The sequence below is a fragment of the Paenibacillus sp. PsM32 genome (assembly GCF_030433815.1).
Taxonomy (GTDB): Bacteria; Bacillota; Bacilli; order Paenibacillales; family Paenibacillaceae; genus Saccharibacillus; species Saccharibacillus kyungheensis.
This window is the reverse complement of sequence record NZ_JARUWY010000006.1, coordinates 1-22,580: the sequence shown is the minus strand read 5'-3', so window position 1 is coordinate 22,580 and position 22,580 is coordinate 1. Positions and strand designations below refer to the sequence as shown.

General features: G+C 40.0%; 21 protein-coding genes and 7 tRNA genes. 3 read left to right on the top strand and 25 right to left on the bottom strand.

Going from position 1 to position 22,580, the window contains the following annotated elements; all coding sequences use genetic code 11:
- Window positions 1-47: 47 nt before the first annotated feature.
- Together QCD85_RS13090 and QCD85_RS13085 are read right to left on the bottom strand one after the other, a co-directional pair.
- Window positions 48-1,427 (bottom strand): tetratricopeptide repeat protein, encoded by a 1,380-nt coding sequence (locus QCD85_RS13090; protein WP_301262885.1) that lies wholly within the window; start codon window positions 1,425-1,427, stop codon window positions 48-50.
- Between the two features lie 188 nt (window positions 1,428-1,615).
- On the bottom strand, window positions 1,616-2,563 hold the full coding sequence (locus QCD85_RS13085; RefSeq protein ID WP_301262884.1) for a ribose-phosphate diphosphokinase: 948 nt from the start codon (window positions 2,561-2,563) through the stop codon (window positions 1,616-1,618).
- 239 nt (window positions 2,564-2,802) lie between these two features.
- Here QCD85_RS13085 and QCD85_RS13080 point away from each other — a divergent pair, with 239 nt between their 5' ends.
- From QCD85_RS13080 to QCD85_RS13070, 3 genes are all read left to right on the top strand, one after another.
- Window positions 2,803-3,324, top strand: coding sequence for a MarR family winged helix-turn-helix transcriptional regulator (locus QCD85_RS13080; RefSeq protein WP_273614387.1), 522 nt, complete (start codon window positions 2,803-2,805; stop codon window positions 3,322-3,324).
- A 137-nt stretch (window positions 3,325-3,461) separates the two neighbouring features.
- Window positions 3,462-4,772, top strand: coding sequence for an HlyD family secretion protein (locus tag QCD85_RS13075; RefSeq protein ID WP_274171291.1), 1,311 nt, complete (start codon window positions 3,462-3,464; stop codon window positions 4,770-4,772).
- Window positions 4,756-6,015: an ABC transporter permease gene (locus QCD85_RS13070; protein WP_301262883.1), complete on the top strand. Its 1,260-nt coding sequence runs from the start codon at window positions 4,756-4,758 to the stop codon at window positions 6,013-6,015. Before QCD85_RS13075 ends, QCD85_RS13070 begins: the two co-directional genes overlap by 17 nt.
- Before the next feature lie 97 nt (window positions 6,016-6,112).
- Here the strand turns inward: QCD85_RS13070 and hisJ are convergent, their stop codons facing one another.
- The 23 genes from hisJ to QCD85_RS12955 all read right to left on the bottom strand — a co-directional run bounded on the left by hisJ (window position 6,113) and on the right by QCD85_RS12955 (window position 22,465).
- The gene (gene hisJ / locus QCD85_RS13065) at window positions 6,113-6,937 is read right to left on the bottom strand and encodes a histidinol-phosphatase HisJ (RefSeq protein ID WP_301262882.1); all 825 of its coding nucleotides are present in this window, start codon (window positions 6,935-6,937) and stop codon (window positions 6,113-6,115) included.
- An 18-nt stretch (window positions 6,938-6,955) separates the two neighbouring features.
- A complete protein-coding gene (hisIE, locus tag QCD85_RS13060; RefSeq protein ID WP_301262881.1) occupies window positions 6,956-7,693 on the bottom strand; it encodes a bifunctional phosphoribosyl-AMP cyclohydrolase/phosphoribosyl-ATP diphosphatase HisIE in 738 nt (245 codons plus the stop codon).
- Window positions 7,690-8,448, bottom strand: a complete 759-nt coding sequence (gene hisF, locus QCD85_RS13055; RefSeq protein ID WP_273614382.1) for an imidazole glycerol phosphate synthase subunit HisF — start codon at window positions 8,446-8,448, stop codon at window positions 7,690-7,692. Before hisF ends, hisIE begins: the two co-directional genes overlap by 4 nt.
- A gap of 29 nt (window positions 8,449-8,477) precedes the next feature.
- Window positions 8,478-9,209: a 1-(5-phosphoribosyl)-5-[(5-phosphoribosylamino)methylideneamino]imidazole-4-carboxamide isomerase gene (hisA, locus tag QCD85_RS13050; RefSeq protein ID WP_301262880.1), complete on the bottom strand. Its 732-nt coding sequence runs from the start codon at window positions 9,207-9,209 to the stop codon at window positions 8,478-8,480.
- A 103-nt stretch (window positions 9,210-9,312) separates the two neighbouring features.
- Window positions 9,313-9,939: an imidazole glycerol phosphate synthase subunit HisH gene (hisH, locus tag QCD85_RS13045; RefSeq protein ID WP_301262879.1), complete on the bottom strand. Its 627-nt coding sequence runs from the start codon at window positions 9,937-9,939 to the stop codon at window positions 9,313-9,315.
- 3 nt (window positions 9,940-9,942) lie between these two features.
- Complete coding sequence (gene hisB / locus QCD85_RS13040) at window positions 9,943-10,548, bottom strand: imidazoleglycerol-phosphate dehydratase HisB (RefSeq protein ID WP_273614379.1); 606 nt, start codon at window positions 10,546-10,548, stop codon at window positions 9,943-9,945.
- A 46-nt stretch (window positions 10,549-10,594) separates the two neighbouring features.
- Window positions 10,595-11,878 carry a histidinol dehydrogenase gene (gene hisD, locus QCD85_RS13035; RefSeq protein ID WP_301262878.1) on the bottom strand — a complete coding sequence of 428 codons (1,284 nt, stop codon included), beginning with the start codon at window positions 11,876-11,878 and terminating at the stop codon, window positions 10,595-10,597.
- A gap of 88 nt (window positions 11,879-11,966) precedes the next feature.
- Entirely contained in the window at window positions 11,967-12,608 is a 642-nt protein-coding gene (hisG, locus tag QCD85_RS13030) for an ATP phosphoribosyltransferase (RefSeq protein WP_301262877.1), read from the bottom strand.
- 46 nt (window positions 12,609-12,654) lie between these two features.
- Window positions 12,655-13,857 carry an ATP phosphoribosyltransferase regulatory subunit gene (locus tag QCD85_RS13025; RefSeq protein WP_273614376.1) on the bottom strand — a complete coding sequence of 401 codons (1,203 nt, stop codon included), beginning with the start codon at window positions 13,855-13,857 and terminating at the stop codon, window positions 12,655-12,657.
- Between the two features lie 310 nt (window positions 13,858-14,167).
- On the bottom strand, window positions 14,168-15,382 hold the full coding sequence (locus QCD85_RS13020; RefSeq protein ID WP_273614375.1) for an acyltransferase: 1,215 nt from the start codon (window positions 15,380-15,382) through the stop codon (window positions 14,168-14,170).
- 123 nt (window positions 15,383-15,505) lie between these two features.
- Window positions 15,506-16,045, bottom strand: a complete 540-nt coding sequence (locus tag QCD85_RS13015) for an acyltransferase (RefSeq protein ID WP_301262876.1) — start codon at window positions 16,043-16,045, stop codon at window positions 15,506-15,508.
- Window positions 16,042-16,695: a pyrophosphatase PpaX gene (gene ppaX, locus QCD85_RS13010; RefSeq protein WP_274171297.1), complete on the bottom strand. Its 654-nt coding sequence runs from the start codon at window positions 16,693-16,695 to the stop codon at window positions 16,042-16,044. The genes QCD85_RS13015 and ppaX overlap by 4 nt, the downstream gene beginning before the upstream one ends.
- Before the next feature lie 7 nt (window positions 16,696-16,702).
- Window positions 16,703-17,758 carry a prolipoprotein diacylglyceryl transferase gene (gene lgt, locus QCD85_RS13005; RefSeq protein ID WP_301262875.1) on the bottom strand — a complete coding sequence of 352 codons (1,056 nt, stop codon included), beginning with the start codon at window positions 17,756-17,758 and terminating at the stop codon, window positions 16,703-16,705.
- 12 nt (window positions 17,759-17,770) lie between these two features.
- Window positions 17,771-18,709 (bottom strand): HPr(Ser) kinase/phosphatase, encoded by a 939-nt coding sequence (gene hprK, locus QCD85_RS13000; RefSeq protein WP_204826883.1) that lies wholly within the window; start codon window positions 18,707-18,709, stop codon window positions 17,771-17,773.
- A 362-nt stretch (window positions 18,710-19,071) separates the two neighbouring features.
- Window positions 19,072-20,202, bottom strand: a complete 1,131-nt coding sequence (locus tag QCD85_RS12995) for an ABC transporter ATP-binding protein (RefSeq protein ID WP_273614371.1) — start codon at window positions 20,200-20,202, stop codon at window positions 19,072-19,074.
- A gap of 290 nt (window positions 20,203-20,492) precedes the next feature.
- Window positions 20,493-21,653: a PucR family transcriptional regulator gene (locus tag QCD85_RS12990; RefSeq protein WP_301262874.1), complete on the bottom strand. Its 1,161-nt coding sequence runs from the start codon at window positions 21,651-21,653 to the stop codon at window positions 20,493-20,495.
- Between the two features lie 154 nt (window positions 21,654-21,807).
- Window positions 21,808-21,880: transfer RNA gene (locus tag QCD85_RS12985), tRNA-Lys, on the bottom strand.
- 25 nt (window positions 21,881-21,905) lie between these two features.
- Window positions 21,906-21,990, bottom strand: a tRNA-Tyr gene (locus tag QCD85_RS12980).
- Between the two features lie 16 nt (window positions 21,991-22,006).
- Window positions 22,007-22,082 (bottom strand) — tRNA-Phe (locus QCD85_RS12975).
- A 36-nt stretch (window positions 22,083-22,118) separates the two neighbouring features.
- Window positions 22,119-22,194: transfer RNA gene (locus QCD85_RS12970), tRNA-Asp, on the bottom strand.
- 26 nt (window positions 22,195-22,220) lie between these two features.
- Window positions 22,221-22,296: transfer RNA gene (locus QCD85_RS12965), tRNA-Thr, on the bottom strand.
- 6 nt (window positions 22,297-22,302) lie between these two features.
- A tRNA-Val gene (locus QCD85_RS12960) sits at window positions 22,303-22,378 on the bottom strand.
- Between the two features lie 10 nt (window positions 22,379-22,388).
- A tRNA-Met gene (locus QCD85_RS12955) sits at window positions 22,389-22,465 on the bottom strand.
- Between the last annotated feature and the right edge of the window lie 115 nt (window positions 22,466-22,580).

Here is a 22,580-nt window from a genome sequence, read left to right as displayed (position 1 = left end):
TAGAAAACCTCCTTGATGTAGTTAAAAGTATAGTTATCACACATAAACTAATCTAAAACAGATAGATTCGATACCGTAGACTCTGTGTCTACTCTAAAATAATCGGCAGATAATGCCTGTGTATTTACACTTTGCCGTAATACGCGTTTTATTTCTGTACGTAACGGATCTGAAATCTGTGGTTCCTGTAATAAATGACGTAAAGCTTGATACACTTCTTCATTATCATCCAATACATACGATTCAATCGCACGTAGCTGTTGTTGTTCATTGCCATGCGCTAAAATATGGAGCAATTGAATATGTGTAGGTTCTGCATACATATAATTTTCTATATTCACTCTAGCATGAGCTGCACTTTTGGGTTGAAATGACAACTGATAATGATAAGATGGCATCAACTTGCCAAGCTTAATCTGTTCCACATGTTCCATATAAAATGATGGTACTTCAGCTTCCGGTTCAAAACGCAAAATCATACTCCATAACTTGCGAGCTTCATCTATTTTGTGCAAATGACATGCTGCTGTTGCCGCATAATGATAGAGCGCCCATTGATGAACAGATTCTTGCTGTTTGATCAGCTTGCGAAAATAAGTATACGCTAATTCATGCTCACCTAACATTCCAAGTGTTGTAGCTAGCTTTAACAAATGCTCCTGTTGAAAAGGAATAATACGTGTTAACACGTCGATTTGTTGTTTCACTTGCTCGGTCTGTCCTAGATGTTGCATCAAAATCGCCTGATTACATAACCCATGAAGATTATGCGGATCACGCATGAGCACTTCTTCAATCTGTAGAGCTGCTTCGGTCATTTTGCCCTGATAGTACAGCGCAATAGCTAGATGATTACGTGCTGTATGAAGATCGGGTTGCACTTTTATAATCTGCTCAAACTGTTCAGCCGCTTCTACAAACTGCCCTTGCTCCAATAAGCTTTGTGCCGAATCGTAATCATTAACAGGTAATTTCGTATCATGATTCGTACTTGATGAGCGCTTCAATTCTTTGTGTAATAACTCCATCATTTCTCCAGCTTCATCTAGAAATTGACCGTCTTTGTCCAATTCTAGATAAGTTAGCAATGATGCCTCTGCTTGTTCAAAGTGACTCATATTGGCATAATTATTCGCCATATAGAAATGACATTCAACCATAGCAGGATCAACTACGTCCAGAATATTAGCAAGCACTTGATTCGAAGCTTCATAATTACCTATCTCTGATAATATACCCGCCATATTGCAATGATTCACAGGATTGTTGGGTTCATATTCAACAGCTTTTTCAAAATACTTCAATGCCTTGTCATAACGATGACGGTCTAATGAACGGACAGCTCTTTCAAAAAAGAAATTAGCATCCCAATGAAGCGAGATGACTTTACGTTCATCTTCTCCTACTTTTCGCTTATAATCATTCACCGGATCAAGGCACCTCCTTTGTTTCTATACCACTTTTATCAATAGTTAATCATATATTTAAAATTAGCCGACTATGAGTTGGGAAGTAAAAATTCTTATCGGATAAGTATATCATATCCCAGAAGCACACTAAAGCTACGACCCTAAACTATTCATAGTTACTTCTTTTTCGTCATATTCACGTGAGATCAAATACCTGCATCACTGAACAATGTAGCGATAGATCCGCCTTCCATAATGATACGCACAGCATGCGCAAGCATTGGAGAAACCGATAATACAGTTAAGCGATCAAGATGTCCTGGTGGCAAGCTGATCGAATCGGTCACAACCAGTTCACGAATATACGGATGATCTAGACGTTGCAAAGCCGCTCCTGAAAAAAGACCATGTGTCGCACAAACGATCACTTCTTTGGCGCCGCGTTCTTTAAGACTTTCAACCACATTAATAATCGTTGTACCTGTATCGATCAAGTCTTCGATAATAATAGGCGTTTTGCCTTCTACATTACCGATCACATGGGTAATTACAGATTCATTATGCGCTGGACGCTTTTTGATCATCATCGCAAAAGGCGAATCCAGACGATTGGCTAACTTTTCTGCCATCGAAGCTCGACCTGCATCTGGAGATACGACAACAGCATCTTCTATTTTTTTCGTTTTGAGATATCCACTGATCAGATCAAGAGCAGTCAGATGATCAACAGGAATATTGAAAAAGCCTTGAATCGCAGACGCATGTAGATCGATCGTAATCACACGATGTGCGCCTACTGTTGTAAGAACATCAGCGACCATTTTGGCAGAGATCGGCTCACGTGGAGCTGACTTGCGCTCTTGTCTTGCATATCCATAATACGGAACAATAATATTGATTGTTCTTGCAGAAGCACGTTTAGCCGCATCGATCATCACTAAGAGTTGGACAAACATTTCATTGATCGGATGTGATAACGATTGCACTAGAAACACATCCATATTACGAATACTTTCTTCATAATGAACATAGGTTTCGCCACTTTTGAATTGAGATAATTTGATTTTGCCTAGCTGTACACCCAGTCGTTCGGCGATCTGATCTGCTAACTCCGGGCAAGATGATCCTGAGAAAATACGTAATTTATCTTTCATAAGCGCCTCCTATTTCATATCCAGACTCCGTCCACTCAACATTATATTATCGGTAGTTACAGACAGATTATTTATTTCTATCATACCGTAAACCTGTATAAAGCGTTAAAGAAAACAGTATTCTGAAACTTTCATAAAATTTTCTTGACGAAATATAGTACGGAACCGTACAATATAATAATCAAGTACAAGCAGTTATTATGCAAATATATGTCCTGCCCTAAAGAAAGGTGAAGAAAATGTCGATAATAGATTCATCTGATGATCATGTTCCATCAGAAGAGATGGATAAATTAAGCGAATTAAGTAAATTATACCCTGATTTCAATATCGATTGTATGCGGACTTCGATTTTATTGATTCGCACTTCGCATGAAATATTTAACGAAACATCAACTTTACTTGCTAGACATGGATTATCGCCCAGTAAAATGCGTATTTTAGTACCATTGCTGTTACGCAAAAAGCCGCTGTTGCCTTCTGATCTTGCTGAATATTCAGGTGTAACACGTTCAACAATGACCGGACTTATTAACGGTTTGGAAAAAGATGGACTTATTCGACGGGGTGCACATGAAGATCGCCGGATGACATCTATTCATTTAACCGATGAAGGCAAACAATTGATTCATAGTACGCTTCCTGTATATATGGAACAGATTAATCAATTAATGTCTCATATAACCGAGGATGAGCAAAAAGTATTACACCGTTTATTGTACAAGATTCAAGCGGGACTAGAAACATCTAAACAAGGTTAACTTTTTTTTTGGCAAAGTAATACGGAACCTTACTATCAGCCCCCGTACCATATCTTTTTAAGATAATTACGATGCGATAGTTTGAATTTAATGTTAAAAAAATAATATTTAATTTATGAAGAACAGGAGCACAAAAAGTGAAAATTGCAAAACTAATTCCTATTATTGTATTAATTGCTGCCCTCGGTATAGGTGGATACTTACTAACTATGCATGGTAAAGACGCTGTTTCAATGGCTGCTCTCAAAAAAGAAGGTGTCCTCACTATAGATACGGTGAACAGTTCATTTGAAGGACAATCTGGTAAATTAAGCTCGGTTAAAGTCATTGAAGAACAACATGTTAAAAAAGGACAAGTGTTGATGACGCTTGATACAAATGATATTAATTTGCAAATCAAAGGAATCAAAGAACAAATGTCTCAAATTGATGTGCAGATCAGTCAAGCTAAAAGCTCTTTATCCAGTCAAGCTAACAAATTAGCAGAACAAGAAGCAAATGCTAAATTAAATATTCAAGCTGCTCAATTAGCTGAGACACAAGTCAATCAAGGCGCACGTGCAGAAGATATTACCAGCCAAGAAATCGCTGTTGATTCAGCTAAAAAATCTGTAGAAATTGCTAACAATTCAGTAACTTCTGCTCAAACTGCTGTATCGGCTGCTCAACAAGCTGCTGATTTTGCACAAACAAGCTTTGATCGTAACAAATCGCTTTTCGATAATGGATTAGCGACTCAAGCAAGTGTAGATAGCGCTCAAAATGCTGTCGATACGGCTAATAAACAATTACAAAGCGCACAAGATCAATTAGCCACTGCGCAAAAACAAGTAGAACTTACAGGCAATCAAGTAAAAGCTCAAGAAACAGCACTTGAGAAAATGAAAAATGGTGCTACTGCTGAAGATCGTGAACAAGCGCATCTCAAAGTAGAACAAGCTCAACAAGCGCTAAAACAAATTCAACAAGGTCAAGAAGATATCAGTAACGGTAAGTACAATATCGAATTATTGCAAAAACAAAAAGATTCTTTACAAATCAATATGGATACATTGAATGTGCAAAAAAATCGTCGTGTACTTAAAGCGGCTGTAGACGGTAAAGTCACTCGTGTTGTACCAAAAGTAGGCGAAAACGTATCTGCGGGTACACCGGTAGTCGTGATCGAGACAGGTAAATTGTATTATGATCTATACGTTGGCGAAGAAAACATCAAAGCGTTTAAAGCTGGCTCTAAAGTGAAAACAGATGTTATTTCACTCAACAAAGATGTACAAGGAACGGTTCGTTATATTACTTCTGCACCACAGTATGCTGCTCTACGTATGAGTCGTGAAAAAGGTCAAGCCGACACTACTTCTTTCATTGTGCGTGTCGATGTGAAACGCACATCTGAATTGCTGCCGGGAATGACGGTGGAGGTTCTAACCAATGAAAGCAATAATTGATGAATTTAAGCTCATACTGAATGGTAAATTTATTTTTATTATCGTTATTGCTCCATTGATTATTTCAGCTGCTTTTGGTTATGTTTTCAAAAACAATCAGTTAAATGAAGCTCCTGTTGCTGTGGTCGATATGGATCACAGCACATACAGTCAACATTTGATAGAACAACTTAATGCTGATCAGTATATCGATATTAATTACATTACGTATAACTACACCGATCCCAATGACTTTTTATATAATGAAAAATATTTAGGTGTTATTTATTTGCCAGCAGGTCTGGAGAAAGCTCGTGCTCAAGGAAATCAAAGTAATATTGGATTCTATGTAGATACCGCTTTGTCTACAGCAACTGCTAGCTTGCGTACAGGGGTTACCGAGGTAATTACAGCAGAGAACTCTACTGCTTCCTCTGGTAAGCTTGTAGCGATGGGATTGAACGCTACACAGGCAACAAATTTATCAACTGGACTGAACTTGCAGACTCGATTACTGTATAACCCGACCAACAATATGTTAATGAGTTCGGTTATCGGATTTGTAAATACAGTATTTCTATCTATTCTGGGCGGTGCTACTTTAGCGATTGTACCTCGTCTACGTGAACAAGGTTTACTTGCAGGTATGGTACAGAAACCGCTCAGTATCGTTTTTCGAGTCATCCCTTACTCTTTGATAGCAACAGCCTCGATGTATCTGGTTATGGGCTGTCTGAAGCAAGTAGGTGGGTTACGATTTGAAGCGAATGTATTTCAATTATTTATTCCATTCATTATGTATACAATCGCGTTATCCTTGTTATGTATGATGGTCGGTTGGAATGCTTCTTCTCCTGCTAAAGCAGCAGGTCGGATCACGATGATTCTTTTGCCATCGTTTATTCTAAGTGGTGCGCAGATTCCTGTTGCTTTGTTACCACCTATTTTGCAACAAGTCAGTCATGCGTTACCTCTATCATGGCATTTTAAATTTTTACGCGGACTTGGTTTCCGTGGTGGCGATTTGAAATACTTCTCACAGGAGATAGGTGGATTCTTGATTCTGATCACCTGTATTTTGTTCGTGATCTTCTTATTGATCTTGAACGAACGTCGTAAAGCACGTAAAGCAGAACGCGAAGGATTAAATACGACTCCAGATGAGCCCACAACAGGTACAACAGTGGTTTCATCGGATGTTAATAGTACAACGACTGATTCTTCTGCTACATTACCTTCAGGTGGCAAACCGCAAAAAATATAAGCATGATCTCAAATTCATTTTTCATTAATAAGCGTATCTTTGACGCTTTATCCAAAAAAGCCCTTTGCACTGCTATGCAGTCAAAGGGCTTTTTTTATTATCCATGTAAAGGCACAAAAGAACGTTGCCGTTGTTCAAATACTGCTAATTGCTGTACACCTAGTTCTTGCAACAAAGCTCTTGCTTCATCCAAGTGATCACTTAATTTTAAAGGATCATGAGCATCTGAACCAAGTGTCAGCGGGATATCCAGCGCAATTGCTTGTTCTACAATCCGACGACTTGGAAAAATTTCTTTACACACTTTCGATAGACCGGATGAATTAAGTTCCATCACCATATCGGCTTTTTTCACCGCTTGTAGTGCCTTATCTTCAAGAGCTATACGTTCCTCTGTCTCTTCTGGCAACGGCACATAGCCAAAGCGCTTAATCACATCCAAGTGCCCGACAATATCATAAAATCCTGTCGCACAGGCTTTGCCGATAGCATCATAATACTGCCGATATACGTCCAGTACATGCTTGCCTTCCCAACCCTGAGTCTGCCGAAAATCAGAAATATCCCATTCTCCTAGAAAATGAATCGACCCAATCACATAGTCAAAAGGATATTGATTTAGAATATTCTGAATCATTTCTTCATATCCTTCTATATAATCAGCTTCTAAGCCTACTTTGATATCTATCTGATCACGGTACTTTTCTTTGAGCATCAGACATTCTTCAACATAACGAGGTAATTCATCCATCGGCATAGCCATTTCAGGATAATACGTTGCAGGATCGACATGAATCAATGGCAAATGATCTGATAACCCTAGTTGGGATAGTCCGATCGCTATACCGCGCTGCACATACTCTTCAAGCTCACCCACTGCATGTCCACAGCGTGCATGGTGTGTGTGATAATCTATTAGCATAGACTTTCGCCTCCGCTCTTAGTCTTTACGTGGACGCTCATGACGGCGATCCAGTTCAGCGAGTACATCATCTAAAGGCAATTTACGCTCTTGCAACAATACCAATAGATGATAGATTAGATCGCTGACTTCATAACGAAGCTCATCATTATCTTGATTTTTGGCTGCGATAATCGTTTCGGCTGTTTCTTCGCCTACTTTTTTCAAAATTTTGTCGATCCCTTTTTCAAAAAGGTACGTTGTATATGCTCCTTCTGGACGATCACGGTCACGGTCTGAGATCATTTGCTCCAACTCTGCTAAAATCGCAAACCGGTCTTTGCCAGAATTCGATGGAGTTGTATGTTGTTCTTCATTATTATTAAATGTTGGTTGATTATCCACTTCATTCACCTCATTATAGAAACAGCTTATTCTGCCTGTATGGCAAGCAGGACCATTTGCATGAACCATCACTAACAATGTATCTCCATCACAATCATACGATAATGATGTGATTTGTTGTGTATTGCCTGATGTTCCACCTTTATGCCAGTATTCTTGACGAGAACGGCTCCAGAACCATGTCTCTTGCGAGTCTAACGAGCGCTTTAACGACTCTTGGTTCATATAAGCCAACATTAATACTTGCTTACTGCCCTGATCCTGTACAATCGCAGGTACGAGCCCATCGGTATCCCATTTAATCGTTGCCACCAGTTGTTCCCAGGATAAAGACTGATGAATAATCTCATGTTGAAAATCAGACGGATTCATCGAATCTCCACTCCTTTGTCTTTTAACTGATTTTTGAGTTCAGGAATACCGATTTCTTTGTAATGAAAAATAGTTGCCGCTAGACCTGCATCCGCTTTGCCTTTAGTAAATACATCATAAAAATGCTCTGATGTACCTGCTCCACCTGACGCAATAATTGGAATATTCACCGCTTCAGACACCGCCGAAGTGAGATCAATATCAAATCCATCTTTGGTTCCATCCGCATCCATACTGGTCAGCAGAATTTCGCCTGCTCCACGTTGTTCCGCTTCTTTGATCCATGCGATCGCACGAATCCCTGTAGATTTACGTCCTCCATGAGTATACACTTCCCATTCGCCCCATTCCGGGTTGAACTTCGCATCAACAGCGACTACAATACACTGTGCTCCAAATCGTTGTGAACCGTCATTAATCAATTGCGGATTCAGTACGGCTGCTGTGTTGATCCCTATTTTATCTGCACCGGCACGTAGAATATTTTTCATATCTTCGACTTTGGATATCCCGCCACCAACAGTAAATGGAATCGATATTTCGCCTGCTGTTCTACGAACCACATCAATCATCGTTTCCCGACCTTCAACCGAAGCCGAAATATCGAGAAATATAATCTCATCTGCACCTTCTCGATCATATAGAGCAGCTAGCTCCACCGGATCACCTGCATCGCGCAGATTAACGAAATTCACACCTTTGACGACTCGGCCTTCTTTGACATCAAGGCATGGAATAATACGCTTTGCAAGCATGATTTGTCCTCCTCAAGCTTTATAACATTTTACTGAATCGTACGTAATGCTAGTTCCAGATCAATATTGCCTGTATAGATCGCTTTGCCTACAATCGCGCCACTAATTCCTTCTTCACGACGTGCCGCTAACTTCACCAGATCATCCAATACTGTTACGCCACCAGAAGCAATAACTTGCTTACCTGAAGCTTGAGCAATCGCAGCAATCGCATCGATATTAGGTCCTTGCATCATACCATCACGTGAAATATCGGTAAAAATAAACGTTTCTGCTCCTTTAGCCGCTAATTCTTTTGCCAGTACTTCTGCTTTCACTTCTGAAGTCTCTAACCAGCCACGAGTCGCTACCAATCCATTACGAGCATCTATCCCGATCGCTACACGATTGCCATATGTACCTAGCACAGATTCTGTAAATTCACGATCTTCAATAGCTGCTGTGCCGATAATAACACGACTTACTCCGAGATTTAGAAGATTCTCTACATCAGCTAATGTACGTAATCCACCACCAACTTGTACAGGTACAGAGACAGCATTAGCAATACGACCAATCAACTCATGATTCACTGGATGACCTGCTTTGGCTCCGTCCAAATCGACAAGATGGACATATTGTGCTCCTTTTACTGTAAAATCAGTAGCTACAGCTACAGGGTCGTCATTATAGACGGTTTCCTGATTATAGTCGCCTTGAATCAGACGTACACAGCGACCTCCTCGAATATCAATAGCAGGATAAATAGTAAAAGAAGACAATATGATTTCCCCCTTGATTATAATAAGTCCTTGCACAAAAATGTTGCTCTACCGATCATTACACTTGGCTACAACTTCACTTTTGGAATAATTCATCTATCAATTAATCTACCCGTTCACCTGTACACAGCGCCAAAAAATTACGTAATAACAATGTACCCAATTCCCCACTTTTTTCAGGATGAAATTGCATACCGTATACATTGTCTCTTCCTACGATCGCTGTAACCGGTTGTCCATAATCACATACAGCGATAAGATCATCTGCATGATCTGGTTTTACATGATAAGAATGAACAAAATATACATGACCATTGTACAGATCACGTACTAACGGATGATCCGGTTGTGTATACTCTAATCGATTCCAGCCCATATGTGGAATTTTGTAATCTTCATCTTCGAACTTCACGACTCTGCCTGGCAAAATGTTTAACCCTTGATGAATACCATGCTCTTCACCTTCGGTAAACAATAACTGCATACCAAGACAAATTCCTAATAAAGGCTTACCACTGTTAGCGACTTCATTAACAATATGATCCATACCGCCTTCACGAATATGATTCATCGCATCACCAAAAGCACCAACACCTGGTAAAATAACACCTTCTGCACGTAGAATCTCATCACGATCTCCTGTGACTATACCCTCATAGCCTAATCGTTCAATCGCTTTGCTGACACTATGCAGATTGCCTATTCCATAATCAACAATAGCGATCGCCATATGTTATAGCACTCCCTTCGTCGAAGGTACTCCTGTCACGCGTGGATCAATTGTTGTTGCTTCATCTACAGCACGTCCTAATGCTTTGAAAATCGCTTCAATCATATGATGCGTATTTTGTCCGTAATGTACGATAACATGTAGTGTGATACGTGCTTCGAGTGCAAATTTCCACAAAAATTCATGTACCAATTCAGTCTGGAAGCTTCCCACTTGATTAGAAGGGTATTCGGCACGATATTCAAAATGCGGACGATTGCTGATATCAATCACTACCTGTGCCAAAGCTTCATCCATCGGAATAAATACACTGCTGTAACGCTTAATTCCGCGCTTATCTCCTAATGCTTCACGTAGTGTCTGTCCAAGGCAGATTCCGATATCTTCTACCGTATGATGATCATCAATCTCAATATCACCTTGTGCTTTGATATTCAGATCAAAATGTCCATGTTTGGTAAACAGATCGAGCATATGATTTAAAAAAGGAACATCCGTCTCAATTTCAGAAATTCCTGTTCCATCTACATTAAAAGCAAGCTGAATATTCGTTTCATTGGTTTTACGGCTGACATCTGCTTGACGTGTGCTCTGGTTTTCAGTTGACATACATATACCTCCTGCTTGGGCTATAAAGTATCTATAGAATTAAATATTAACCTTCTTGTTCCAAACGAATAGCGATGGCGCGTGCATGACCTTCTAATCCTTCATGACGTGCTAATTCCATAATTGTATTGCCATTCGCAAGCAAAGCTTCTTTACTATAATAGATCATACTCGATTTTTTGATAAAATCGTCAACATCGACGGGTGAAGAAAAACGAGCAGTTCCGTTGGTCGGAATAATATGATTTGGGCCAGCAAAATAATCACCTACTGGCTCTGAACTATAATTACCGAGGAAAATAGCACCTGCATTTTCGATCATGCCTACATAGTTCATCGGTTGTTCGACCATAATTTCCAGATGCTCAGGAGCCAGTCGATTCACTACATCGATACCTTCTGTGATCGTTTCTGTAACAATAATCGCTCCATGATTCTGGATCGAAGCATTAGCAATATGTTGACGAGGCAATGTTTCTAATTGCTGTTGTACTTCAGAAGCAACAGCGGCGGCAAGCTGTGCAGAACAAGTGACAAGAATAGCAGAAGCCATTTCATCATGCTCCGCTTGGGACAATAAATCTGCTGCAATATAAGCAGGATTTGCATGCTCATCTGCTAGCACTACAATTTCGCTTGGGCCAGCAATACTATCAATATCAACTACCCCGTACACTTCACGCTTCGCTAGCGCCACATAGATATTGCCGGGTCCACAGATTTTATCAACCGGTTCTATACTTTGAGTACCATAAGCAAGTGCTGCTATCGCTTGTGCACCGCCTACACGATACATTTCTGTTACTCCAGCTTCAGCGGCAGTCACTAGAATATAAGGGTTAATTCCTTCTTTGCCACCTGTAGAAGGAGGGGTGACCATCACGATTTCAGGTACACCTGCGACTTGAGCTGGAATCACATTCATCAATACAGATGAAGGATACGCTGCTTTCCCACCCGGAACATACACACCGACACGTTTGAGTGGACGAATAATTTGGCCTAATAGACTGCCATCAGGTTGTAGATCCATCCATGAGTTACGTTTTTGCTTTTCATGAAATTGACGAATATTATGCGCGGCAGCTGTGATCGCTTGGACAAAAGAAGGTTCGACTTCTTGATACGCCGCTTGCAATTCTTCATCGGTCACGCGAAGCAAATCAGCTGTAAGATCTGCCCCATCGAACTGCTTCGTATATTGCAACAAAGCTTTGTCTCCTGTGTGCTTAATATCTTGAACAATTTGCTTTACTGTAGCATTTTGCTCTGGCGATCCATAGTCTACTTCTCTTCGCAAATCAAAATCTTGTGCAGATACGATCTTCACTATCGGTTCCCCCTTATCCGTCCTACCCTTTTGCTATTGATCGAGTGATATCTTTTATCGTTATAGTTAATGTTCAGTTAGTATATATTTATTGGTGTAGAACTGGCTCTGGAATCACCATTTGCAATTGATCACATAGTTTTTGAATTTCTTCATTTTTCATGCGGTAACTGACACGGTTAGCAATCAATCGACTGGTGATACCGAATATGGTCTCCATTTCCACCAATCCATTTTCGCGTAACGTTTCTCCCGTTTCTACCATATCGACAATACGATCAGCCAGACCGATCATCGGTGCAAGCTCAATCGAACCATTTAATTTAATCACTTCTACTTGTTGTCCTTGCTCGCGGAAATATTGAGAAGCCACATTAGGATATTTGGTAGCTACACGTTGCTGAATACCTGGCTTCCAATCCGGTAGACCAATCACAGACATTCGGCATCGAGCAATTCCTAGATCAAGCAACTCATACACAGCTCGATTTTCCTCAATCAATACATCTTTGCCAACAATACCGATATCAGCAACACCGTGCTCTACATAGATAGGCACATCGACTGGTTTGGCTAGGATAAATTCCATTCCCACTTGAGGTAAATGTACAATTAATTTACGAGAATCATCAACATCCAATGGAACTTCAATTCCTGCTTTACGGAAAAGCTCTGCTGCCTTTTTATAGATACGCCCTTTTGGCATCGCAACTTTAAGAATTTGTGTCATAGAAGGGTACATCTCCCTGTTATTTACTGTGTATCTTAATTTATGTTTATACCGTAACTGCTCGTCCATCTGTAAAGCGAATCACCTGACTATACGTCACTACGGATGAATCAGATGGAGTAGCTGATTCTAGCTTCTCTGTTGCTTCTATATGTTCTGTAATTACAATTTTACCTTGCTGACGAAGTTGTGCTGCATGTGTGAATGCTTCGCGTCGACTATTTACATCATAAGCGATCAATACAGGTGGTTCTTCTTCTGGCAAATGAAGATCGACTCCATCCAATATCCGATTCGTTTTCAAAGCAAATCCGGTAGCCGTCACAGAACGTCCGAACTGAGTCAGCAGGTTATCATATCGTCCTCCACTACATACAGGGAAGCCAAGTTCTGCTGCATACCCTTCAAATACCATACCGGTATAATAAGAAAAGTCTCCAATCATCGTTAAATCGATCATCACATGCTCAGAGACTCCATAAGCTTCTAACACTTCCCACACTTTGCACAAGTGCTGAATCGAAGCAATCGCACGTGGATTACTGCTCAATGCTGTCGCCTGAAGACAAATATCTTGAGCTCCACGTAGACGAAGCAATCCTTCTAATTCTTGACGTTGCTCTACCGATAATTGGAAATGCGATAAACGCTCACGAAATCCAACAAAATCTCGATTAAGTAATGTTTCTTTTAACGCTTCTTGTTCGATGGTTTTGTCAGGCAATACTTCTTCCAACAATCCTGTCAAAAATCCAACATGTCCGAGCGAAATTTTGAATGTTTCTACACCTGCGGCTTGTAATGAAGCAATCGCAAGTGCAATGACCTCAGCGTCGCCTTCAGCCGAATCATTTCCGACTAATTCAGCACCGGTTTGAAAAAATTCAGTTTCTCGTCCAGCTTCTTCTTCAATCGAACGAAATACATTCGCATGGTAAGACAAACGCACAGGCAATGATTCTTCTTTTAAAAGAGAACCCATCACACGAGCGATCGGTGTCGTCATATCAGAACGTAACACCATCGTTGTTCCACGGTTATTTAACATTTTATATAGTTTGCGGTCTGATGTAGAACTAGCTACACCTACCGTATCATAATATTCCATTGTAGGCGTTATAATCTGACGGTAGCCCCACTCGGACATGCAGTCCAATACATTGCGTTCAATGTGGCGCAATTTGGATACAACATGCGGTAGATAATCACGTACACCTGCGGGCTTTTCGAATCCTTTGGGCTTGGACAAAACAGTCACCTCTAATCGATCAATATTTTAACGCTTTAAAGTGTTACTTTGCTAATAAAGTAAAGGATATTTGATATAATAACATAAATCGATATCGACCGTCAACGCAACTGTATCTGTTGTTATCGATCACAAAGTTGTTCTGTTTACATCATATTTATATTTCTAATTGTATCATTAACCACACCTGCCACCTAGCTAATCGAAGCTAACTAGATCTCTAATTATTTCCCGGAAAATAAAAAAACCACCTTGATCATAAAGGTGGTTTTCCAAAGCTTATTTTTAGATGAATCATGTCATGACAACTTTAAGGGCTTGGTCTTTTTACAGCATCCGTTTTGGTTGTCCGACCGCTCACTTTTGCTTGTTTTTTGTTTTTATGTCGTCCAGATAATGAAGCTGGAATACTGCCTAACAATACCCATGAGAATGATACTCTTCTAAACACCATCTGTACAAATACCGCTGAAATAATTAGAGCACACAACATACCGCCATAAATCCAGACAAAGTAACCTAATGTGCCTAAAGTAAGATATTCTCTTGTATCGCGATAGTAAGCCAGTATAAATGGATGAACTAAGTAAATAGCAAAAGATAGTTCTCCTAATCGACGCAAAATCGCCAGTATCCATTTCGGCGCTATTCGATTTAAGATAAATGCCGAATGAAGCAACACTAATGAAGATAACATCGTATAGACATTCCACATCAGTTCATACACTAACGAATCTAACCATTCATTGGTCATTCGAGCATCATACCAGATTTGTACATAGATCAATCCGGTGACCAGCCAGCTTCCCCATAGCAATATTGTGCTGACTCTTTGTCTTTCTGACATGTCTGTCCATTTGCTCATCAGCCATCCACGGAAAGGTTTGAAATAAATGGCTACAAATGCACCCATCATATAATAAGAGAAATATGAAATAGCTAGACTGCCTTTTGTTGCATAATGAAGATCGTATTTATTCCAGATCACGAATCCCCACTGTAACGCAAGACCAATAGGAATCGCAAAGCGTGCTACCCAACGCTGACTTTTTAGCAAAGCAAGCATAATCGGAAATAACAGATAAAATTGCACACTAATAAATACAAAATAAAGATGTGTATATGCAGAACCATGAGTGATCGCATACCAGTAATCCCCTAACAATTGCATTGGGGGATCATCCAATTGACCACGCTGAGCAAGCTTGTACCAAAAATATAAAGCAGATATCAAAACATACGGCAGCAAAATATAGAGCATTCTTTTTTTATAAAAGCTTCCGATTAATTTGCCTGTAAGAGGTCTGTCATAGTAATTATAAAACAATACAAAACTACTCAAAAAGATAAATGAAGGCGTTCCGTATTTAAAGAAAATATTCAAAAAGTTAAATAGATAATAAATCGACGTATTCATCGCTTCTGTCGTTGCCACCGATGTAGAATGAACATGCAGTACCCCAATAATGGCAATCGCACGGAAGAAATCAAGCTGTGTCAGCCGTTCCTTCTTTATTTGATTCAATGTAAAAGCATCCCCTTATTCTTTAAAATGGTACATCTATATGATGCAAAATGTCGGCTTATTCTGTTCCCGAACAAGTCCAAAAGATTGCGCCCTTGTACCACAACGCTCAAATACAACTATTTAATGCAATAGATCTTCGTCCTTATCACTTGTAAGATCTACCGTATGTTCCGGACTTCGACGTGTTAATACGCGTAAAGGATTCCCACCAACAAATGTACCTGCGGCTACATCTGTATGTACGACTGATCCTGCTGCAACCACTGCTCCATCGCCAATTGTTACACCTGGCAAAATAGTACTATTTGCACCAATCATCACTTCATCACCAATGATAACATTGCCTAATCGGTATTCACGAATCAGATATTCATGAGCAAGAATGGTAGTATTATATCCAATCACTGTATTCGTCCCTATCTTTATTTTTTCCGGAAAAAACACATCTACCATCACCATCAATCCAAAAGCCGTATCTTTACCCACTTCCATATGTAGCAAGTGGCGGTAAATCCAGTTTTTCCATTCCAAGACTGGACAATACCGCGCTGCTTGAATACATATAAAGTTCCGAACGCCTTTCCATGGGCTGACTGTGCGATAAATTTGACGCAAGGCATTAGGTCCCTCTTTTACAGGAAAACGCTCGGTCTTTCTCATCGATCGACCGTATCGCCAAGCACCAATTCATACAAATCACTCATCGTATGCAAAATATACTGTGGATGATACTTGGATAGTTCTTCTTCCCCTTTAAGAGACCAAGCTACAGCCGCTGACATAACACCTGCTGCGGATGCAGCCTGCAAATCGGCAGGACTATCGCCCACCATCAATGTACGCTCAGGAGACGAACCAAGAGCTTCCATAGCACGTTCAATCGGTTGCGGATGAGGTTTGGTATGCTCAACATCATCCTGCGTAATAATCACTTCCATAAATTGATCCAATTGAAACATTTCTAGCACTTTGAGTGTATTCGGACGAATTTTAGTCGTCACGACTCCCAGCTTAATACCTTCTGCTTGGAGACGTGTTAACACTTCGGTGACTTCTGGAAAAGGAGCCACCATCGTATCGTGATGAATCGCACTATATTCACGATACGCCGTAACATAAGAAGTCACATCATCGACACCTGAAAAAGCGCGAAGTTGTTGCTCCAACGTTAATCCCATATGCGGAATAATCTGCTCTCTCGTCAATGGAGCTAACCCATTACTTTCCAATGTGTTAATAAATGAAGCAATAATCAATTCATTGGTATCTACAATCGTTCCATCCAAATCCAATAAAACCGTATCAATCATAAATTCACTACTCCTTGCGTTCATTGTGAATCGTATCTTCTTTTTTCAGATCATGTCTATCTTTAGAAGAAGATGACGAATCTACTGTTGGCACTGAAGAAGATCCTGTAGTGGTATCATGATCAGTAACCAATTCATGTTGTGCCACTTTGGACGACACAATTGGATCGCTATAATGTTCGTTAGCTAGACCAGCACGACGACGAATAATCATCAATAGAATAGCGGCTATAATCAACACAAGCGACAATAACTGTGATACTCGAATATTTCCGTATCCAGGTTCGATCGCTCCTTGTTGGAAGCCAAACCATGTCATAGGAGTCCACAGACCATTTACTATAGCTACCAACCATTGTGGGCCTTCAAAGGTAAGACTATCTGTACGAAGTGCTTCAATAAAGAAACGCCCAATACCATACCAGATAAGATAAGAGAAGAAAATTTCTCCACTACGCACAAATGCACGACGACGTAATACACATAGTACAATCACACCAACCAGATTCCACAGCGATTCATACAAAAATGTAGGATGATGGAATACACCATTAACATTCATTTGATTCACAATAAAATCAGGTAAATGCAAATTACCTCTTAAAAAAGATTCTTCGACAGGTCCGCCATAAGCTTCCTGATTGACAAAATTCCCCCAACGTCCGATCGCTTGTCCAACAAGCAAATAAGGCGCACATAAATCCATAATTCGCCAGAAGCTATATCCTTTTTTACGCGTATAAATAATCGCACAAATCACAGAACCTATTAATGCACCATATATAGCAATACCGCCATTCCAAATTTTAAAGACATCCCATAAGTTATCTCTATAATCAGGCCAACGGAAAGCAACATAATAAATACGTGCAGCAATAATAGCGGAAGGAACACCGAACAACACTAGATCCATAAAAAATTCTTGTGGAATCCCGAATCGACGTCCTTCGCGAATTAATAGTAATAACCCGACTAATGCGCCAGTACCCAAAATCAATCCATACCAATGCACCTGAAGCGCTCCGATCGAGAAAGCAATCGGGTTAATTAATGATGTCCCCATACAGCACTCTCCTTAATCCAGTTCGTCGAGATCTTCAGCAATCGTCTCTGTTAATTTATGAGTAAATTGCAATGCTGCATTATAACCCATACGTTTTAAGCGGAAATTCATGGCTGCCACTTCAATAATAACAGCTAGATTTCGTCCTGGACGAACTGGAATCGTAACTAGAGGTACATCTGTATCAATGATACGAGTTGTTTCTTCATCCAATCCGATACGATCATACTGCTTGTCTTGTTGCCATGCTTCTAGACGTACAACCAAAGTAATTCGTTTATTGTTACGAATTGCACCCGCACCGAACAATGTCATTACATTGATAATACCGACTCCGCGAATTTCAAGTAAATGACGAATCAATTCAGGAGCCGTACCATGCAGTTGATTATCCGAAGTTTGGCGGATTTCTACCGCATCATCGGCAATCAATCGATGCCCACGTTTTACTAACTCAAGAGCTGTTTCACTTTTACCGATACCGCTACTACCTGTAATTAGCATCCCTACACCGTAAAGGTCTACCAATACGCCATGAATTGTCGCAGTTGGTGCTAATTTTTTCTCCAAAAAGCCTGTAATCCGGCTTGATAAAATAGTCGTCGCCAGATTGCTACGAAGTACCGGAACATTATGCTCTTCGCTACTTTCAATTAACTCCTCAGGTACTTCAAGTCCACGTGTAATCACAAGACAAGGCGTCTCATCATTACAAAGACGCTTCATACGATCTGCTTTTTCTTCATGCGTAAGCATTTTAAAAAACGCAAGCTCGGTTCTACCCAGAATCTGTACACGTTCTGTAGGATAATATTCAAAATATCCTGCCATTTCTAATCCAGGTCGATTCAGATCATCTACAGTAATTTTTCGTTTTAAACCAAGTCCTCCAGACACAACTTCAAGCTGGAACATTTGTACCAATTCTGAAACTTTCACATGTTTGGCCATTCTGTTCTTCCTTTCTCTAAGTAGGTTGCTGATTCTGTATTGTGTATTCTATGTGATTCATCATCCAAAGCCAAACGATCATCGCCAAAAAGATAGATTTTTCACAAACCTGACTTTTCCGCACTGTACATAATATGTCCAATGTACCCATCGTAATAGAAAATGCTAGTTAAATCAATTATATTGGCATATTCGCTTACCATTGTACCGATTATTTCAAAGCTTCGCTATGAGATACGTCCATTTATTAATATGCACATTTTATCATAAAAAAAGACTTACCTTTCTGATCGAAACCAGAATAAGTAAGTCTTTTATCAAATGTTCTATCCGAACTCTGTTACGTTACCTGTAATAACGAATTAAGAAGGATCTGTGTAGAACAAGTTATCTTGAGATTCTGTATCAAAAATATGAACTTTGTTCATATCAATTGCCATCGTTGCTGTAGCGTTATCACGAGTAGTGGAACGTCCATCAACACGAGCAACAACAGTGTCTGTACCTACACCGCTCAAGTATAGCAACATTTCATGACCCAAGTTCTCAGATACATCTACTTTAGCAGTAAAAGCAGTAGCTGGAGAAGCTTCTAAGAATACAGGCTCTTCATGAATATCTTCTGGACGAACACCCAGAATCACTTCTTTACCTGTGAATCCTTGGTCTTTCAAGATTTGTGCTTTACCACCAGGGATAGCTAGTTCAACACCAGCAGCGCTGAATGTTAAACCGCCAGATTTTTCGGACAATGTACCACGGATAAAGTTCATTGTAGGAGAACCAATAAAGCCCGCTACGAACATGTTACGTGGGTGATTGTACAATTCTTCTGGAGAAGCTGCTTGTTGAATAATACCATCTTTCATAACAACGATACGGTCACCCATTGTCATTGCTTCGATCTGATCATGCGTTACATAGATAACAGTCGTTTGCAGACGTTTCGCTAGTTTAGTAATCTCAGCACGCATCTGACCACGAAGTTTAGCATCCAAGTTAGAAAGAGGCTCATCCATCAAGAAGACTTGAGGATCACGGACAATCGCACGTCCCAAAGCAACACGCTGACGTTGACCACCAGAAAGTGCTTTTGGTTTACGATCTAGCAAATGCTCGATATCGAGAATTTTAGCTGCTTCACGTACACGTTTTTCGATTTCTTCTTTTTTCACTTTACGCAATTTCAAACCAAACGCCATATTAGAATATACATCCATATGAGGGTACAACGCGTAAGATTGGAATACCATCGCGATATCGCGGTCTTTTGGAGCTACGTCGTTAACAACGCGATCGCCAATGTACAATTTACCTTCTGAAATTTCTTCCAGACCAGCGATCATACGAAGAGTTGTAGATTTACCACAACCAGAAGGTCCAACCAATACTAGGAACTCTTTATCCTTGATATCCAAATTAACATCAATAACTGTTGCTTTATCAGAACCTGGATATTTTTTGAAAATGTGTTCTAAGCGTACGCCTGCCATAATAATAGCCTCCCTAGAATATGAATGTAATTTTTTAAGTACATAATAAATGAGCTTGTCAGCATATGGCAGTTAACCATATGTCTTGATCAATCCGTAGTCTGATCTACAGTAATGAGTGAAATGTACAACATCATGTGGGACGTTCTACCTTTAGCTCAATCGTAAAATCAGCTATGAATTACGGCTGCGAAGGTGATCCAATCGCCTATGTAACCGATTTCTTTTTCTATTATTATCTTACCCTAATCGCGCGTAGACATCTATCGACAAACTATACAAAAAATTCGTCAGCTTTTTGTCACTTTATACAATAGTAGTGTTAACTTCATCAAAACAGCATCTTCAAACTTTCTAACATCCAATTCAGTTTCTTGTTTAATTTTGTCCAGACGATACAATAACGTATTCCGATGGATATATAATTGCTTCGCAGTCTCACTAACATTACAATCCATTTTGAAAAAGGTTTCTAACGTAGCTACCGTTTCTTCATCATCCAACATATCGGAATAACGATCAGCTCTAGCTACAAAATCAGCACGATCTTCATCAGGAATCCGATATAATAAACGTTCCAAAGACAATTCCCACGGAAGATGAATATGATCTTTCACATGAAATAATCTACCCAAAGCAACGGTTTCCTTCAATAAAGAGACTTCAGATAATAACTTTTCACTAGGTACAATAGGCTTAGACACTCCAATATGGAATATACCTACCCATTCGCTAGCAATCAATTCATATAACCCTAACGAGAATTCCATGAGTATATCTTCTTCTGTATCTTCTATCTCTACATTTGCATCCCGACTACTACTTTGCTTGAGATCAGAACTATCTTCAATCAATTCACGATTCGTCAGAATAAACCACTCATTTTCAGATAATGGCAATAACAGTACTTCTCCACCAAAATAGCTATATAATAACTTTTCTAACTCTTTGGTCGCTAATGTCCCTGTTTGTACACTATCAGCTACCAGTAGAAACGGAATCATCGAGCTGGTTAATCTTTCTTTCAAAAGGTATCCATTAGGAATACTCGCTTTTGACTGTCCGCTATCTAGTTGTTCCATCATCCAGGTACTTAACTCTTGTATCCCTTGTTCACGAATAGACAACGAAGAAGCACGATTTCCTATAGCCATAAACGCTGTAAAAGCAGGCAACAATAACTCTAACAACGATTTAAGCTTGCCTATGACTTGTTGATGATCACTATCTAGTGAATCCTCCAAAAGACTCGAATTACTTGGAGAAATAGCTTTCGTTTGAATCTGCCATAATGTGACTACAGTAAGATCCTGCTTCACAGCGATCCATCCACTTTCTGCTAGACCTGCTTGATACGTATCCGATTCCCAATCTTTCAAAGCCACAGACTGTTCTTCAATACGGTAATCTATGATTGATTCAATATGTTCTTTTAATGTACTCCAATGCATATCATAAATTCCTTCCATAGCTAGAATCGTACACTAACAGCTACCCTATACTATTAATCAGAAATAAATAAAATAAGACTACTCCTCAAATTATACAAAAAAGCAGACAAAACAAAAAGCACCTTGCTTAATAGCAAGATGCTTTTTCATATGATGAGTCATGAAGGGCTCGAACCTTCGACACCCTGATTAAAAGTCAGGTGCTCTACCGACTGAGCTAATGACTCATATTAAGTTTAACGTAAATAAAACTGGTGGAGGCTGATGGATTCGAACCACCGAACTCGGAGAGAACAGATTTACAGTCTGCTGCGTTTGGCCACTTCGCTAAGCCTCCATAATGAACAAAAAAATGGTGGCTCGGGACGGAATCGAACCGCCGACACGAGGATTTTCAGTCCTCTGCTCTACCGACTGAGCTACCGAGCCATACTGTATTCATTACATTTTATTTAATTAAAAAAATGGCGGAACCGACGGGATTTGAACCCGCGATCTCCTGCGTGACAGGCAGGCATGTTAACCCCTACACCACGGTTCCAGGGTTATAATACATAGAAATAAAAATGGTGCCGGCGAGAGGATTTGAACCCCCGACCTACTGATTACAAGTCAGTTGCTCTACCAACTGAGCTACACCGGCATATGGTGGTGGAGATTGACGGGATCGAACCGCCGACCCTCTGCTTGTAAGGCAGATGCTCTCCCAGCTGAGCTAAATCTCCAGGATATGTATGGTAGCGGCGAAGGGAATCGAACCCCCGACCTCACGGGTATGAACCGTACGCTCTAGCCAGCTGAGCTACACCGCCACATTTAAAAACCAATCGTCATGAATTGCTATCCACTAAGAATTTATAAATAAGTTCTAGTGGCGGAGAGAGAGGGATTCGAACCCTCGCACCGCTAACGCAGTCTAACCCCTTA

Excerpts from the sequence above, each read along its gene's own strand:
- hisIE (WP_301262881.1), bottom strand. The coding sequence starts at position 7,693 with ATGAATCCGTCTGATTTTCAACATGAGATTATTCATCAGTCTTTATCC.
- lgt (WP_301262875.1), bottom strand. The coding sequence starts at position 17,758 with ATGGGGACATCATTAATTAACCCGATTGCTTTCTCGATCGGAGCGCTT.
- QCD85_RS13070 (WP_301262883.1), top strand. The coding sequence starts at position 4,756 with ATGAAAGCAATAATTGATGAATTTAAGCTCATACTGAATGGTAAATTT.
- QCD85_RS12990 (WP_301262874.1), bottom strand. The coding sequence starts at position 21,653 with ATGCATTGGAGTACATTAAAAGAACATATTGAATCAATCATAGATTAC.
- hisJ (WP_301262882.1), bottom strand. The coding sequence starts at position 6,937 with ATGCTAATAGATTATCACACACACCATGCACGCTGTGGACATGCAGTG.
- QCD85_RS13015 (WP_301262876.1), bottom strand. The coding sequence starts at position 16,045 with ATGAGAAAGACCGAGCGTTTTCCTGTAAAAGAGGGACCTAATGCCTTG.
- hisF (WP_273614382.1), bottom strand. The coding sequence starts at position 8,448 with ATGCTTGCAAAGCGTATTATTCCATGCCTTGATGTCAAAGAAGGCCGA.
- hisG (WP_301262877.1), bottom strand. The coding sequence starts at position 12,608 with ATGACACAAATTCTTAAAGTTGCGATGCCAAAAGGGCGTATCTATAAA.
- ppaX (WP_274171297.1), bottom strand. The coding sequence starts at position 16,695 with ATGATTGATACGGTTTTATTGGATTTGGATGGAACGATTGTAGATACC.
- hprK (WP_204826883.1), bottom strand. The coding sequence starts at position 18,709 with ATGGCCAAACATGTGAAAGTTTCAGAATTGGTACAAATGTTCCAGCTT.
- QCD85_RS12995 (WP_273614371.1), bottom strand. The coding sequence starts at position 20,202 with ATGGCAGGCGTACGCTTAGAACACATTTTCAAAAAATATCCAGGTTCT.
- hisB (WP_273614379.1), bottom strand. The coding sequence starts at position 10,548 with ATGTCAACTGAAAACCAGAGCACACGTCAAGCAGATGTCAGCCGTAAA.
- hisH (WP_301262879.1), bottom strand. The coding sequence starts at position 9,939 with ATGGCGATCGCTATTGTTGATTATGGAATAGGCAATCTGCATAGTGTC.
- QCD85_RS13080 (WP_273614387.1), top strand. The coding sequence starts at position 2,803 with ATGTCGATAATAGATTCATCTGATGATCATGTTCCATCAGAAGAGATG.
- QCD85_RS13085 (WP_301262884.1), bottom strand. The coding sequence starts at position 2,563 with ATGAAAGATAAATTACGTATTTTCTCAGGATCATCTTGCCCGGAGTTA.